This window comes from Methylocystis sp. H4A (assembly GCF_015709545.1).
Lineage (GTDB): Bacteria > Pseudomonadota > Alphaproteobacteria > Rhizobiales > Beijerinckiaceae > Methylocystis > Methylocystis silviterrae.
Window position 1 is genome coordinate 167,627 of record NZ_JADNQY010000024.1, and the last position, 14,505, is coordinate 182,131.

Below are 14,505 nucleotides of genomic sequence, written 5' to 3' on the forward strand. Positions count from 1 at the left end.
CGCGGCGCACGTCGGCCTCACGCCGATTCGCCGTCTCGGAGTCGCCGCCGCAAATGAGCATTCACAGCATGACGGGATTCGCCCGCGTTCAAGGCGCCGTCGCCGCCTTTCGCTATGCGTGGGAGCTCAAGAGCGTCAACGCCAAGGGGCTGGACCTGCGTCTGCGCGCCCCGCCCGATTTCGACTTCGTGGAGATCAAGGCGCGGGAAAAAATCGCGGCGCGGCTCGCCCGCGGGGCGGTCTTCGCCAATCTTGTCGCAAGGCGCGAAGACGAGAGCCAGGTCGCCCGTCTCAACCGCGCCGCTCTCGACGCCCTTCTTGCCGCGCTCTCAGAACGCCCGCCGCCCGCCCATGTCGGACCCGCGACGCTCGACGGTCTGCTCGCGGTGCGCGGCGTGGTCGAGATCGTCGAGCCGGAGCTATCTGAGGCAGAGCGCGCCGAGCTCGACGCGCATATTCTCGGATCGCTGGATGAAGCTCTTGACGCGCTGACCGCCTCGCGCGCCGCGGAGGGCGATGCTCTGGCGGCGGTTCTTCGTCAGCGGCTCGACCGCATATCGATCCTCGCCGCGCAGGCCGACGCGGCGCCGGCGCGCCAGCCCGAAGCGATTCGCGCGCGGCTGAAGCAGCAGCTCGCGCGCCTCTTGGAGAACGCCGAGTCCCTCGATCCGGCGCGACTGCATCAGGAGGCGGCGCTGCTTGCGGTTCGAGCCGACATCCGCGAGGAGCTCGACCGCCTGAAGGCGCATGTCGAGAGCGCCTCCAAACTGCTCGTCGCGGGTGGGCCGATCGGCCGTCGTCTGGATTTTCTGGCGCAGGAGCTTGGCCGAGAGACCAACACGCTTTGCGCCAAATCGAACGACGCTGGACTCTCGGCGATCGGGCTTGAACTGAAGATCGAGGTCGAGCAGCTGCGCGAGCAGGTTCAGAACATCGAGTGAGTCGCGAGTGGACAGAGAGGCCGCTACTCGCTAACTCGCTACTCACTATTGGCTACTACCTCTCGAAAAGTCATGCTTCCGACTCCATCCAGCCGCCGCGGCATTGTCCTCATCCTTTCCTCGCCCTCCGGCGCGGGCAAGACGACGCTGACGCGAATGCTGCTGCAGGACCGCGATCTCGATCTGACGCTGTCGATTTCAGTAACGACGCGCACAAGACGTTCGAGCGAAGTCGACGGCATCCACTACAGCTTCATCCCCGAGCGTCGATTCGTCGCCATGCGCGACGCCGGCGAACTGTTGGAATGGGCCGAGGTTCACGGCAATTTCTACGGCACGCCGCGCGGGCCGGTCGAAGACATCCTTGCGCAAGGCCGCGACTGCCTCTTCGACATCGACTATCAGGGCACGCGCCAGGTGCGGGAGAAGATGGGCGCTGACGCCGTCACCGTCTTCATCCTGCCGCCGTCGATGGATGAACTGCGCGCCCGACTTGAGCGGCGCGCAGAGGATTCGCGCGACGCGATGGCGCGGCGTCTGGAGAATGCGCGCAAGGAAATCGCGCGCTGGAAAGACTACGACTATGTGATCGTCAACGACGATCTGCAGCGCGCCTTCGACGATCTGATCGCGATCCTGCGCGCCGAACGGCAGAGGCGGCCAAGGCGCGACAAGGAAATCGAGCAATTCGTCGCCAAGCTATTGAGCGAATAGCTCTTCGCGCGCCGCGCGCTATCTCGTCACCATGGCGCCTATTGCTCTCAAGCGCGTTTACGAGCAAGCCGAAGCGGAAGACGGAACCCGCGTGCTCGTCGATCGGCTTTGGCCGCGCGGCTTGCGCAAGGACAAGGCGCAAATCGACTTCTGGGCGAAGGACGTTGCGCCAAGCAATACGCTGCGGCGCTGGTTCGGCCATAGACCTGATCGGTGGGAAGAATTCGCAAAGCGTTATCGCGCCGAGCTTGCCGCGCCCGAGACGCAGCCGCAGGTCGAGTCGCTTCGCGCATTGACGCGCAAGGGCCGCGTCACATTGCTCTATGCGGCGCACGATGAATCGATGAACAACGCCGTCGTGCTGCGAGACGATCTACGCAAGCGTCACTGAGCCGAAAGCGCGTTCGCCAGAGCGACGAAGCCGGCGACGTCGATCTCTTCCGCCCGCTTGGTTTCGCCTATTCCGGCCGCTTCGAGCAGCGCCGCCGCGTCGACGCCAAGCGACTTCAAACTTTGCCGCAACATTTTTCGGCGCTGTCCAAAGGCGGCTTGCGTGACGCGCGACAACGTCCGTGGATCGCAGTGAAGCGGATTCGGATTTGGCGTCAGCTCAATGACGGAAGAGGTCACTTTCGGCGGCGGCGTGAAGGCGGCGGGCGACACATCGAAAAGAATGCGCGCCTTTGTGCGCCAGCCGCACAGCACGGCGAGCCGACCATAATCGGCGCGCTCTTTCGGCGTCGCGACGATGCGCAATGCGACCTCTTTTTGAAACATCAGCACATAGCGATCGAAGACCGAGGGCCAGGGTTCCGCTGCGATCCACCTCGTCAGCAGCGCCGTCGCGACGTTATACGGAAGGTTGGCGCAGATGCGGGCGGACCGACGGCTGTTCTTCCCAACGGGCCGCAGGTCTGATCGGGGATCCAGAGCAGCGGCGTTGTTATCGGAATTTGCCCTGGATTCCCGATCGCTCGTTTCACGAGCGTCGGGAATGACAGGCGCGTGGGTCCGCACGAGCGCTGCAATGTCTATCTCCAAAGCATCGCCTTCGACGATCGTCAGCCGGCCTGGATAATGCGCCGCGATCTCTTCGAGCGCCGGCAGACAGCGAGGATCGCGTTCGACGGCGATGACTCGCGCGCCTTGCTCGAGCAGCGCACGCGTCAGCCCGCCGGGACCGGGACCGATTTCGACGATGGTCGTGTCGTCGAACGGCCCGGCGGCGCGGGCGATGCGCGCGGTGAGATTGAGATCGAACAGAAAGTTCTGTCCAAGCGATTTTCTTGCGTCGAGTCCGTAGCGGGCGACGACGTCTCGCAAAGGCGGCAGCGCGTCGACCACTTAACTGATGCGTCCTGCAAGTTTGATCGCCTCGATCAGGCTTGTCGGATCGGCGATTCCTTTGCCGGCGATGTCGAAGGCCGTTCCATGATCGGGCGACGTGCGCACGAAAGGAAGGCCGAGCGTGACATTCACGCCGCGCTCAAAGGCGAGCGTCTTGATCGGAATCAGCGCCTGATCATGCGTCGGACACAGCGCCACGTCATATTTCGCGCGAGCGGATTCGTGGAACATCGTGTCGGCGGGAAAAGGTCCAGACGCATTGACGCCGCGCGCGCGCAATTCGGCGATCGCCGGCGCGATGGTGTCAATCTCCTCACGGCCAAGCGCGCCCTCTTCGCCCGCATGAGGGTTGAGGCCGGCGAAAGCCAGGCGCGGCTTACTGACGTGAAAACGCGCGCGCAGATCATGGGCCACAATCTCTCCCGTCTCGACGATCAGTTTGCGCGTCAGGTTTTTCGAGGCGTCGGCGAGCGGAATGTGAATCGTGATCGGAACGACGGCGAGTTCGTCCGACCACAGCATCATCACCGCGCGGTAATCGCCGCCATAATGGCGATGCGCGAGCTCCGCCAAAAACTCGGTGTGCCCGGGATGTTTGAATCCGGCTTCATAGAGAACCGATTTCGCGATCGGATTGGTGACGACGGCGCGCGCTTCGCCCTTTGCGACGCATTCCACCGCCTTCTCGATCGAGCCAATCGTTGATTGAGCGTCTTGAGAATCGGGTCTGCCTGGCGCGCCGGCGACAACATGACGCCCCGTATCGACGACAGGCAGCGCGCGGGAGAAGACATCGCGGGCCTGCGCCGCCGTTGTGCTTTCAATCTGGATTTCGAGCGCGAGAGTGGCCGCGACGCGGGCGATAAAGGCGGGATGGCTGAGCAAAAAAAACGGTGGCAGATCGCGTGATTCGCGCAAGACATAGGCCATGAGCGCGAGCTCCGGCCCGATGCCTGAAGGGTCGCCTTGAGTGAGGGCGATGGGCGCTACGGCGTTCATCTCGCCGCGAAACGCAGCGAAGCGCGAAGGTCAAATTGGCCACAAGAAGACATTGCGCGAAATTGGCGCAATGCAGTCAGGAAATCAAATCCGTTCCAGCGCAAATCGCGTCCTGGCGGCGTCAGGACGCGCTGATCCGACTGCTCAGTCGTACATCATGCCATGTACGCCATAGTAACGCTGATCCGGCCAAGCATAGGTCTCGCGGCGCGGAGTGGCGGCGGGCCCCTGCGCAGGGTTTTGATCCGCGATCGCTGGGTGGCTGGGATGGGCAGAGCGACGAGCGCGAGCGGAGCCATAATTGTCTTGGGCGACGGCCGACGCGATTGATGCGGGCGCAATGAAAGCCGCCAGCGCGACAACCGTAAGCATGCGTTTCATGGGAGCGCTCCTTCGTCGAAGCTCATCCGCCTGAGGCGCCGGAAATCCGGACGCTCGGATACTCGACCCTTACTGTAATATCACTGTCATAAAACCGTGGTAGGGGCGCCGCCCGAAATTCTCATAGGTCCACGCACGCGCAAAAAATCCGGCGCGTGCATGCCACCAGCGCGCCGGATTATTCTAAAGACGTATTCGACCGAGATGTGTTGCGACGCGCGCTAGGCCTTGCTGGCCTGAGCGCGCGGCACGCCTTCCTTGTCGAGCAGCGCGACGAGCTCGCCGCTCTGGAACATTTCCTTGGCGATGTCGCAGCCGCCGATGAATTCGTTCTTCACGTAAAGCTGCGGAATCGTCGGCCAGTTGGAATAGGCCTTGATGCCGTCGCGTATCGCTCCATCGGCGAGCACGTTGATTGCCTTATAAGGCACGCCGAGGTGGTTGAGGATCTGAACCACCTGCATGGAGAAGCCGCACTGCGGCGCCTGCGGCGTGCCCTTCATGAAGAGCACGACGTCGGAGGATTCGATCTCGTTCTTGATGCGCGTGTTTGTGTCTGCAGTGCTCACTTTGTCTCCTCGCAGGGCCTGGTCGGCGCGGCCGTCAGTCGAACATCATCCCCTGACAGGCGCGCCTTGCGTCGACGTCATCGCCGTATTTGTACAGCTGCCGCAAATAATTGCAGCCCAGAAAATAGCCGTTGGCCCATTGCTGATACTGCACCCACGCCGGCGCGGCCGGCGCGCAGCAAGGCCCGCGCCAACGCTGTGCAAAAGCGTTGCCACTTGAGAGCGCGCAAACAAGGGCGAGAAGCGCTACCGTCAATGTCTTCCTCATGACCTATCTCCGACTCTTGAGCGCGCCTTCGCCCCAAGCGGATCAGTCCAGCGCCATTCCGTGATGCCGGCGCCGATCATGGTGATAGTAGTAGTGAGTGCTGTCTCCGTAGTGGCCGAGATGGGCGCAGGAGCGATGATTCCATCCGCTGCGCTCACAAGCGGCGTGGCTCGGATGGCGGTCCGGCGACACATGACGCTTGTGATCCGCAAGCGCGGACTGACTCAAGGCGGATGTTCCCAAAACTGCCGCCAACAACACGCGTTTTATCATTTTGAGAGCTCCCCAGCTGAGCGAAGGCTACGTGTCACAGATATGTCACGCGCAGTCCGCTTCAACGGGGCTAAACGCTTTCCGGCGCCCGCGTCGTCAGCTGCAACGCATGCAATTCGCCGCCGAGCCGGTCGCCGAACGCGGCGTTGACCAGTTGATGCTGCTTGACGCGGGTGAGACCGCGGAAACTTTCGGAGACGACCGTCGCCGCCCAATGATCGTCATCGTTGACGAGCGCGGTCAGCTCCACCTGCGCGTCGGGTATGGCGGACTTGATGAGACGCTCGATTTCAGCGGAGGGCATGGGCATTTTATGACACCTGTGTCGGGAAAGCGCACGAAAGCGCGTTGTCATCTCCGGCCATGAAGGCCGGCAGCGGGGCTTCATGCGCCTTGCGCAGCTCGGTCAGCAATATCGGCGCCTCGCCGGGCAGGATCAAGGCGCCGCCCCCGGCGCGGCCGATCGCCAGAATGGGCACGCCCGCCGCCGCGCCCTCTCGGACCACCTCGGCGGCGTCCTCGCCCTGTGGAATGGTGACGAGATAGCGGGCCTGGTCTTCTCCAAACAGCGTCGCGTGTCCAGGACCCGTTGGGAGCTCCGCGATTTCGGCTCCCATGTCGCCGGAGAGCGCCATTTCCGCCAGCGCCACGGCGAGGCCGCCGTCCGAGAGATCATGCGCCGCGCTGGCGCGCCCGGAAAGTATCAGCCCCCGAACGAAGTCGCCGTTGCGGCGCTCGGCGGCGAGATCGACCGGCGGCGGCGCGCCGTCCGTGCGCCCGCATAGATCGTGCGCATAGGCTGACTGGCCGAGCCAGCCTTTCGTCTCGCCGATGAGCAGGATCGCGTCGCCGTCTCTCGCAAAGCCGGTTTGCGCCGCCTTGGCGACGTCGGCGATCAGTCCGACGCCGCCGATCGCCGGGGTGGGCAAAATGCCGGCGCCCTGGGTTTCATTGTAGAGCGAGACGTTTCCCGAAACGATGGGGAAATCCAGCGTGCGGGCGGCTTCGCCGATCCCCTGAAGGCATCCGACGAACTGGCCCATATATTCGGGCCGCTCCGGATTGCCGAAATTCAGATTGTCGGTGAGCGCCAGCGGCGTCGCGCCGCGCACGGTGATATTGCGCCAGCTTTCAGCGACCGCCTGCTTGCCGCCCTCGTAAGGATCGGCGGCGCAATAGCGCGCGGTGACGTCGGTGGTCAGCGCCAGGCCTTTCGGTCCCTCCTTCAGCCGGACCACGGCGGCGTCGCCGCCGGGCGGCCGTACGCTATTGCCGAGTATGAGGTGATCGTATTGCTCCCAGACCCAGCGCTTCGAGCAGAGATTTGGCGTCGCCAGGAGTTTCAGCAGCGCTTCGCGGTTCGACAGGGGCGATTTGATCGACGCCGCGTCAAGCGCCGGCTGTTTCGGCGTCTGCGTCCAGGGACGGTCATAGAGCGGCGCCTCGTCGCCCAATTCCTTGATCGGCAGATCGACCTTCACCTCGCCCCTGTGCTTGACGACGAAGCGCAGCGTATCGGTCGTCCTGCCGATGATCGCGAAGTCGAGCCCCCATTTTTTGAAGATCGCCTCAGCCTGCTCTTCGAGTTCGGGCTTGAGAACCATGAGCATGCGCTCCTGGCTCTCCGAGAGCATCATTTCATAGGCGGTCATGCCCTCTTCGCGGCAGGGAACGGCGTCGAGGTCGAGCTCGATGCCGAGATTGCCTTTGGCGCCCATCTCGACCGCCGAAGATGTCAGTCCGGCGGCGCCCATGTCCTGGATGGCGATGACCGCGCCCGACGCCATGAGCTCCAGGCAGGCCTCTAACAGCAGCTTTTCCGAAAAAGGATCGCCGACCTGCACGGTGGGGCGCTTTTCCTCGGCGTCCTCCTCGAAGGACGCCGAGGCCATGGTGGCGCCATGGATGCCGTCGCGGCCGGTCTTGGAGCCAAGGTAAACGATCGGATTTCCGACGCCGGCGGCGGCCGAATAGAAAATCGAGTCGGCCCGCGCAAGCCCGACCGCCATGGCGTTGACGAGAATATTGCCGTCGTAGGAGGGATCGAATTCCGTCGAGCCGCCAACGGTGGGCACGCCGAAACTATTGCCGTAGCCGCCAACGCCGGCGACGACGCCCGCCACCAGCCGCCGCGTTTTCGGATGCGAAGGGCGGCCGAAACGCAGGAGGTTCAAGCAGGCGATCGGCCGCGCCCCCATCGTGAACACGTCGCGCAGAATGCCGCCGACGCCCGTCGCCGCGCCTTGATAGGGTTCGATGAAGGAGGGGTGGTTGTGGCTCTCCATCTTGAAGACGCAGGCGTCGCCATCGCCAATGTCGATGACGCCGGCGTTCTCGCCCGGACCGCGAATCACCCAAGGGGCTTGGGTCGGAAGCTTGCGCAGATGGACGCGCGACGACTTGTAGGAACAGTGTTCGTTCCACATCGCCGAGAATATGCCGAGCTCGGTGAAGCTCGGCGTGCGGCCGATGAGAGTCAGGATGCGCGCATATTCATCGGGCTTGAGGCCATGCGCGGCGGCGAGCTCCGGCGTAACGGCGGGTTCGGTCGCGCTCACTTAACCTCGCATTGACGTGAAAATCTCGGCCGCGCTTCGAAGGTCTTCGCCGCGCTGCGGCAGCGCAAGGATTACTGCGCGCCGTCTGGCGCGGCAAGCCGCGCATATGCCTAAAGTCGCATCTAAGATGCTGTGCACGGCAGCGGTTGCAGCAAAAGCGATGGTCGCTATCTCACATTAATTGCTAGGGAATGTTGCCCGAGAGCCACAGCGGCCAAGAATGAGCATGCCACAGCCTAATTTTGCATCAGACTTAGTTGCATTACAAAAATTTTATAGCAACGTGAAAGGGACTTCGGCGCCTTCGTCGTCGACCGTCGACCGCAGATTTAATCCGGGGGTTCCGATGAAGAATTTTGTTCGCGGCACGCTAGCCGCTCTTGTGGTCGGGAGCGTGGGCGTCGCCGCCCAGGCCGCCGACCTGCCCAGCTATAAGGCTCCGCCGCCGCCGCTTCCGCCGGTGTTCACCTGGACGGGTCTCTACGGGGGCGTCAACATCGGTTACGCCTTCGGGGCCAGCTCCTCGGAAACCGGCGGCCTGGGCTACCTGAGCGGCGTCACGCCAATCGGGCAAACGTTTGGCGGACCGGTAGCGCCGCTCGGCTCGGCCTGGACCACCGGACAAAATCTGCAAGGCGTCGTGGGCGGCGGACAGCTCGGCTACAATTATCAGTTCAACCCGTGGCTCGTCCTTGGCGCCGAGGCGGACATCCAGGCCGCCGATATCGGGTCCCACGGCAACGCGGTGGTGGGAATCGTCGATGGCCTAGGACCCCATGTGCAGTCGGTCAATTCGACGAAGAAGGTCGATTGGTTCGGCACGGTGCGCGGCCGGGTCGGCTTCACGCTGCCGTCCATGCCCAATCTGATGGTTTACGGCACGGGCGGCTTCGCCTATGGCCAGGTCGTCCACAATGCCGGCTTCGCCGATAATTTCCTCACTCAGGGAATAAGCTCCGTCGGCCACGGCTATTACGACAACACCAAAGTCGGCTGGGCGGCAGGCGGCGGCCTCGAATGGTCGCCTTCCATGTTCCCGGCGTGGTCGCTCAAGGCCGAATATCTTTATGTCGATCTCGGCTCGACGAATGCGAATTCCGTGCCGCTCAATGCTCTGCCTGGCTTGGCCGCCGGGGTTCCGATCTTCGCCGCGACGCAGAGTTCGCCGACCCGCTTTCATACGGTTCGCGCGGGCCTGAACTGGCACTTCGATCCCTTCGCGGTCGCGGCGCCTTCGAGCGCGGGCGGCGCTCTTCCGTCCGTCAAGGGACCCCCGCCGGCCTTCGTCGACAGCTACCAGCCGTTTCAGGTGCGCCTGAAGATTGGCGGCGTCATTCCGCTCAACGGCCATGGCACGGTTTACGACTCGGGCGCCGGACACCCTCTCTTGGGCTCCATCGGCGTGGGCACGGGCCTGACCGGCGCGAATGGCGTCATTGCCGGCGCGAGCACCAACACTTCGTCGGCCATCATCCCGATGATCGACGTGGCCTATTACCTCACCAAGAACTGGGCGATTGAAGCGATTTGCTGCATTGCGCCGGCTCACATTCAGGGCACCGGCACGATCGCCAGCGACTTCGCTCGCACCTGGGTGTTCCCGCCGTCCATCATGGCGCAATATCACTTCACCAATTTCGGCGCTTTCCAACCCTACGTCGGCGTCGGCGTGAACTTCACGACCTTCTGGAACACGCGCGTCAATAACGACACTTGGTCGATTCCCTTCGCCCCTGGCTCGCCGCTTGCGGGCGCCCAGGGAGTTCTCAGCACCTTCCAATACGCCACGGTTGCTCCTTCCTGGGGCGTGGTTGGACAGGCTGGCTTCGACTATATGCTCAACGACCATTGGGGCGTGAACCTCGACTTCAAATATGTCGGCTTGCACCCGATGGTTCACTCGACGGTGGTCTCCTTCGCGCCGGCGGTGCCTGCGCTGGGTGCGATCTTCATTCCGGTCAAGGTGTCGCTGCCGATCAATCCGATCGTCATCTCGGCGGGCCTCACCTATCGCTTCGGCGGCAGCCTCCTGTCGCCGCTGTTCTAAAATTAGCAGTCAAGGAGAAACCGGCCCTTGCGGGTCGGTTTCAGATTACAAAAAACCCCCGGCTCACGCCGGGGGTTTTTTTGGCCAGGGTATCGCTGAGTGGCGCGCTCGCCCTCTATCTGACCCTGGCGCCGGACGCAGTTTGACATCGACGTTGTGCTCAAGGGAAATCTATTTGGTCAGCAGCCCACAAATCGAGTCAAGCTGCTCCAATGATTCATAGCGAATCCGAAGCTCGCCCCTTTCATCCTCGGCGCGAAGCTCGACACGCATACCGAGGGCGTCGCTCAAGGTCTTTTCGATCGCGCGCGCGTCGGCGTCCTTGGCGGAATTCTTGGCCGAATTCTTGGCGGAACGCGGCGAACGTCCCGACGGGCCAGCCTCCTCGGCGTGGTCCTTCGCCAATCGCTCGACGTCGCGAACCGTCAATCCCTTTTCGACGATGCGGCGCGCCACTGCCGCCGGATCGGCGACGGCGAGGAGCGCGCGAGCGTGACCGGCCGAAATCGCGCCTTCGCCCAACAGCCTTTTCGCGTCCTCGGGCAAAGCGAGCAGGCGAATCGTATTCGCGATGTGAGACCGGCTCTTGCCGATGATTTTCGCGATGTCGCCGTGGGAATATCCAAACTCCGCGCCGAGCCGCTCATAGCCCTTCGCCTCCTCAACGGCGTTGAGGTCGGCGCGCTGCACATTCTCGATGATCGCGAGTTCGAGCGCTTCCTTGTCGTTCGCCTCGTGAATGACGACCGGCACGTCCGAGAGCCCCGCCATCTGCGCCGCGCGCCAGCGCCGCTCGCCCGCGATGATTTCATAGGCGTCGGCGACGCCGACGATGACGCGCACGATGATGGGCTGGATCACGCCCTTCTCGCGAATCGATGCGGTCAGTTCGGCCAGATCCTCTTCGCGAAAAGAAATGCGCGGATTGCGCGGGTTCGGGCGCAAAAATTCGATCGGCGCCTTTCGTGGCCCGCGCGGCCGCTCGGCCGGGGCGGCGTCAGCGGCGGCGTCGCCGAGAAGCGCCGCCAATCCCCGGCCCAGCCGGCGCCGCGATTCATCCGCCATCTTGAAAGGCTCCTTCTAGGCTCTTGGGCCGCTTGGCTTTTGGGGTGCTTGGCTCTTAGGCCGCGCGCAACCGCTTCTCGCGCTGGATCACCTCCGAGGCGAGCTTCAGATAGGCCTGACTGCCCGCGCATTTGAGGTCATAGAGCAGCACCGGCTTGCCATGTGAAGGCGCCTCCGAGACCCTGACGTTGCGCGGAATCATCGTCTGATAGACCTTCTCGCCCATGAAACGACGCACGTCGGCGACGACCTGATTGGCGAGGTTGTTGCGGGGGTCATACATCGTCAGAACGACGCCATGGATGGACAACTTATGGTTGAGAGTCTGCCGAACCTGTTCGACAGTCGAGAGCAGCTGGGAGAGGCCTTCCAGCGCGAAGAATTCGCACTGTAGCGGCACGACGACGGCGTCGCTGCTAGCTAACGCATTGATTGTCAAGAGATTTAGTGACGGCGGACAGTCGATCAGAATATAGCTGAAGCGCCGCTCATCATCGTGATCGGCCGCCAGCTCGGCGAAGGCGCGCTTCAACCTATAGGCGCGATCCTTGTCATTGGCGATTTCGAGCTCGACGCCAAGCAAATCCAGAGTCGACGGCGCGATCGAGAGCCGCGGCACCGCCGTGGCGATGATCGCGTCGGCGAGGCTCGATTCGCCGAGCAGCACGTCATAGGTGGAAATCGTTCGTTGGTGACGGTCGACGCCAAGGCCGGTCGACGCATTGCCCTGCGGATCGAGGTCGATGACGAGAACTTCCTCGCCGACCGCCGCCAGCGCCGTGCCGAGATTGATGGCGGTGGTCGTCTTGCCCACGCCGCCCTTTTGATTGGCCAGCACAAAAATGCGCGGCGAAGAGGAAGCGGTCACGATGGGGAAACCTTGTGCTTGACGACGACGACTCGCGCGCCCTTGCGGGTGCGGCTGTCCGCCGATTCGCAGCTCAAGCTACCGAGCGCCTCGACCGCGGTCAATTCGTCTCGCCACTCTTCCCCCTTTAAAAACACGCCAACAGCGCCTTTTTGTAGCGGCGCCTCGGCGAGCTGCACGAGGCGAGAGAGCGGCGCGAGGGCGCGGGCGCTGACGCCGCCGACTTCGGCGGTAAGATTCGGCAGAACGCTTTCTATCCGCTCGGCATGAATGACCGTTGGCGCTCCTGTTTCACGTGAAACAGCACGGAGGAATCCAGCTTTGCGCTGGTCGCTTTCAATCAGATGCACGACGACATTCGGCGTCGATTTCAATAAGAGCGCCGTCACCAGCCCGGGAAAGCCCGCGCCAGACCCCAGATCCGCCCAACATCGGACGTGAGGCGCGACAGCGTGAACCTGCGCCGAATCGGCGAAGTGCCGCAGCCAAATTTCGTCGAGGGTCGCCGAGGAGACCAGATTGATCTTCGCCTGCCAGCGACGCAGCAGGGACTCATAGATCTCAAGCTCCGCTTGAATCGGTTTGAGTTCCGGGAAAAGACCGAGCGCCTCTTCCCGGCAAGATCTGTCTCTCACGCCCGCCGCGCCCGCGCCGCCAGCAGCGTCAACGCCGAAGGCGTCATGCCGTCGATCCGCTGCGCCTGGCCGATCGTGCGCGGCCGCAGATAGCTCAATTTTCCGCGCAATTCCGCCGAGAGTCCGGCGATCGCCGCATAATCCAGCCCATCCGGCAGCGCCAGGCGCTCGTCGCGTCGATACGCGTCGATATCGGCCTGCTGGCGGTCGAGATAGACCGCGTAGCGCGCCTCGGTCTCGAGCCGCTCGGCAGTATCGGAATCAATTCCGCTAAACTCTGGCCAGATCGGCGCCAGGCGCTCCAGCGTGATGTCCGGAAAGGACAGCAGCGCATAGGCGCTGCGGCGCAGCCCGTCCTGATTGACCGGCAGCCCGTGCCGGCGCGCGGCGGCCGAGGTCAATTCGCTTGTCTGCAGCATGGTGCGCGCAGCCTCGAGGCGGGCGGCGCGGGCTGAGTGATGCGACGCCCGATCAGCGCCGACGCAGCCGATCTCGATCCCGCGCGGCGTTAGGCGCTCGTCGGCGTTGTCGGCGCGCAGCGACAGCCGATATTCGGCGCGCGAGGTGAACATGCGATAGGGCTCGCTAACCCCCCGGGTGACGAGATCATCGACCATCACCCCGAGATAGGCTTCCGCCCGGTCGAAGACGATTGCGGCAGCACCGGCGGCGCAGCGCGCGGCATTGATCCCGGCGAGCAGCCCTTGCGCGGCGGCTTCCTCATATCCCGTCGTGCCATTGATCTGCCCGGCGAAGAAAAGACCGCGAAAACGCTTGGTCTCGAGTGTCGCCGAAAGTTCGCGCGGATCGACATAGTCATATTCGATCGCATAGCCCGGCCGCAGAATGCGGGTGTCCTCCAGCCCAGGAATAGCGTTGATAAAGGCCTGCTGGGTCGTGAGCGGCAGCGAAGTCGAGACGCCGTTCGGATAGACGGTGTCGTCGTCGAGCCCTTCGGGCTCCAGGAAAATCTGATGGGCGTCGCGGTCGGCGAAACGCGTCACCTTGTCCTCGATCGAGGGACAATAGCGCGGTCCCGGGCCTGAGATGGCCCCTGTGCGCATGGGCGAGCGATGCAGATCATCGAGAATGATCCGATGCGCGGCCGGCGTCGTGCGGGTGACGCCGCAGGCGATCTGACGGTTCGCGATCGCCGTCGTCAGATAGGAAAAGGGCTCCGGCGTCGGGTCGCCCCATTGGACTTCGAGAGCGTCCCAGCGGATGGAGCCCCCGTCGAGCCGCGGCGGCGTGCCGGTCTTGAGCCGCGCGACTGCAAAGCCGGCGTCCCGCAACCGTCGGCTCAGCCCGTTCGACGGCGCGTCCCCCATTCGACCCGCGGGCGTGCGCTCATCGCCGATATGGATCACCCCGCCGAGAAATGTGCCGGTGGCGACGACGACGGACGCGGCCCTGATCTCGCCCTCGGCGGTGACGACGCCACGAACAGTTTCGCCCTCCATCAGCAGATCTTCGACGTCGGCCTCGACGATCGTCAGATTTTCCGTCTCATTCAGCGCCGCCTGCATCGCTGCGCGATAGAGCTTGCGGTCGGCCTGGGCGCGGGGACCGCGCACCGCTGGGCCCTTGGAGCGGTTGAGGACGCGGAACTGGATGCCGGCGGCGTCAGCGACCCGCCCCATTAGCCCGTCGAGCGCGTCGATCTCCCGCACCAGCTGGCCCTTGCCGAGCCCGCCAATTGCGGGATTGCAAGACATTTCGCCGATTGTCGCACGGTTCTGGGTCACGAGCGCGGTGCGCGCGCCAAGACGCGCCGCTGCCGCCGCAGACTCGCAGCCGGCGTGGCCGCCGCCGATCACAATGACGTCGAATTGCTTCATCC

Annotated in this window: 16 protein-coding genes; 4 read left to right on the top strand and 12 right to left on the bottom strand. The window is 63.7% G+C overall.

Going from position 1 to position 14,505, the window contains the following annotated elements; all coding sequences use genetic code 11:
• Window positions 1-53: 53 nt before the first annotated feature.
• The 3 genes from IYW40_RS11165 (at window position 54) to IYW40_RS11175 (ending at window position 2,046) form a co-directional block, all read left to right on the top strand.
• Window positions 54-941: a YicC/YloC family endoribonuclease gene (locus IYW40_RS11165; RefSeq protein WP_196400210.1), complete on the top strand. Its 888-nt coding sequence runs from the start codon at window positions 54-56 to the stop codon at window positions 939-941.
• A gap of 72 nt (window positions 942-1,013) precedes the next feature.
• Entirely contained in the window at window positions 1,014-1,655 is a 642-nt protein-coding gene (gene gmk / locus IYW40_RS11170; protein ID WP_196400209.1) for a guanylate kinase, read from the top strand.
• A 31-nt stretch (window positions 1,656-1,686) separates the two neighbouring features.
• Window positions 1,687-2,046: a DUF488 domain-containing protein gene (locus tag IYW40_RS11175; protein WP_196400208.1), complete on the top strand. Its 360-nt coding sequence runs from the start codon at window positions 1,687-1,689 to the stop codon at window positions 2,044-2,046.
• Here IYW40_RS11175 and IYW40_RS11180 read toward each other — a convergent pair.
• The 8 genes from IYW40_RS11180 to purL form a co-directional block, all read right to left on the bottom strand.
• Window positions 2,040-2,999 (bottom strand): 16S rRNA (adenine(1518)-N(6)/adenine(1519)-N(6))-dimethyltransferase, encoded by a 960-nt coding sequence (locus tag IYW40_RS11180; RefSeq protein ID WP_196400207.1) that lies wholly within the window; start codon window positions 2,997-2,999, stop codon window positions 2,040-2,042. The genes IYW40_RS11175 and IYW40_RS11180 overlap by 7 nt on opposite strands.
• Window positions 3,000-4,001: a 4-hydroxythreonine-4-phosphate dehydrogenase PdxA gene (pdxA, locus tag IYW40_RS11185; protein WP_196400206.1), complete on the bottom strand. Its 1,002-nt coding sequence runs from the start codon at window positions 3,999-4,001 to the stop codon at window positions 3,000-3,002.
• A 144-nt stretch (window positions 4,002-4,145) separates the two neighbouring features.
• Entirely contained in the window at window positions 4,146-4,382 is a 237-nt protein-coding gene (locus IYW40_RS11190; RefSeq protein WP_196400205.1) for a hypothetical protein, read from the bottom strand.
• 221 nt (window positions 4,383-4,603) lie between these two features.
• Window positions 4,604-4,951 (bottom strand): Grx4 family monothiol glutaredoxin, encoded by a 348-nt coding sequence (gene grxD / locus IYW40_RS11195; RefSeq protein ID WP_175093792.1) that lies wholly within the window; start codon window positions 4,949-4,951, stop codon window positions 4,604-4,606.
• 34 nt (window positions 4,952-4,985) lie between these two features.
• Window positions 4,986-5,219, bottom strand: coding sequence for a hypothetical protein (locus tag IYW40_RS11200; RefSeq protein ID WP_196400204.1), 234 nt, complete (start codon window positions 5,217-5,219; stop codon window positions 4,986-4,988).
• A gap of 42 nt (window positions 5,220-5,261) precedes the next feature.
• Complete coding sequence (locus IYW40_RS11205; RefSeq protein ID WP_196400203.1) at window positions 5,262-5,447, bottom strand: hypothetical protein; 186 nt, start codon at window positions 5,445-5,447, stop codon at window positions 5,262-5,264.
• 115 nt (window positions 5,448-5,562) lie between these two features.
• The gene (locus tag IYW40_RS11210) at window positions 5,563-5,802 is read right to left on the bottom strand and encodes a BolA/IbaG family iron-sulfur metabolism protein (protein WP_196400202.1); all 240 of its coding nucleotides are present in this window, start codon (window positions 5,800-5,802) and stop codon (window positions 5,563-5,565) included.
• A gap of 1 nt (window position 5,803) precedes the next feature.
• Window positions 5,804-8,050 (bottom strand): phosphoribosylformylglycinamidine synthase subunit PurL, encoded by a 2,247-nt coding sequence (purL, locus tag IYW40_RS11215; RefSeq protein WP_196400201.1) that lies wholly within the window; start codon window positions 8,048-8,050, stop codon window positions 5,804-5,806.
• A gap of 346 nt (window positions 8,051-8,396) precedes the next feature.
• Between purL and IYW40_RS11220 the strand changes: the two genes are divergently transcribed.
• Window positions 8,397-10,097, top strand: a complete 1,701-nt coding sequence (locus tag IYW40_RS11220) for an OmpW family outer membrane protein (protein WP_196400200.1) — start codon at window positions 8,397-8,399, stop codon at window positions 10,095-10,097.
• Between the two features lie 171 nt (window positions 10,098-10,268).
• Here IYW40_RS11220 and IYW40_RS11225 read toward each other — a convergent pair whose 3' ends face one another.
• The 4 genes from IYW40_RS11225 to mnmG are packed head-to-tail and all read right to left on the bottom strand — an operon-like array spanning window position 10,269 to window position 14,503.
• Window positions 10,269-11,162, bottom strand: coding sequence for a ParB/RepB/Spo0J family partition protein (locus IYW40_RS11225; RefSeq protein WP_196400199.1), 894 nt, complete (start codon window positions 11,160-11,162; stop codon window positions 10,269-10,271).
• A gap of 55 nt (window positions 11,163-11,217) precedes the next feature.
• Window positions 11,218-12,030 carry a ParA family protein gene (locus IYW40_RS11230; protein ID WP_196400198.1) on the bottom strand — a complete coding sequence of 271 codons (813 nt, stop codon included), beginning with the start codon at window positions 12,028-12,030 and terminating at the stop codon, window positions 11,218-11,220.
• The gene (locus IYW40_RS11235; protein WP_196400197.1) at window positions 12,027-12,665 is read right to left on the bottom strand and encodes a 16S rRNA (guanine(527)-N(7))-methyltransferase RsmG; all 639 of its coding nucleotides are present in this window, start codon (window positions 12,663-12,665) and stop codon (window positions 12,027-12,029) included. Before IYW40_RS11235 ends, IYW40_RS11230 begins: the two co-directional genes overlap by 4 nt.
• Window positions 12,662-14,503 (bottom strand): tRNA uridine-5-carboxymethylaminomethyl(34) synthesis enzyme MnmG, encoded by a 1,842-nt coding sequence (gene mnmG, locus IYW40_RS11240; protein ID WP_246720720.1) that lies wholly within the window; start codon window positions 14,501-14,503, stop codon window positions 12,662-12,664. Before mnmG ends, IYW40_RS11235 begins: the two co-directional genes overlap by 4 nt.
• Between the last annotated feature and the right edge of the window lie 2 nt (window positions 14,504-14,505).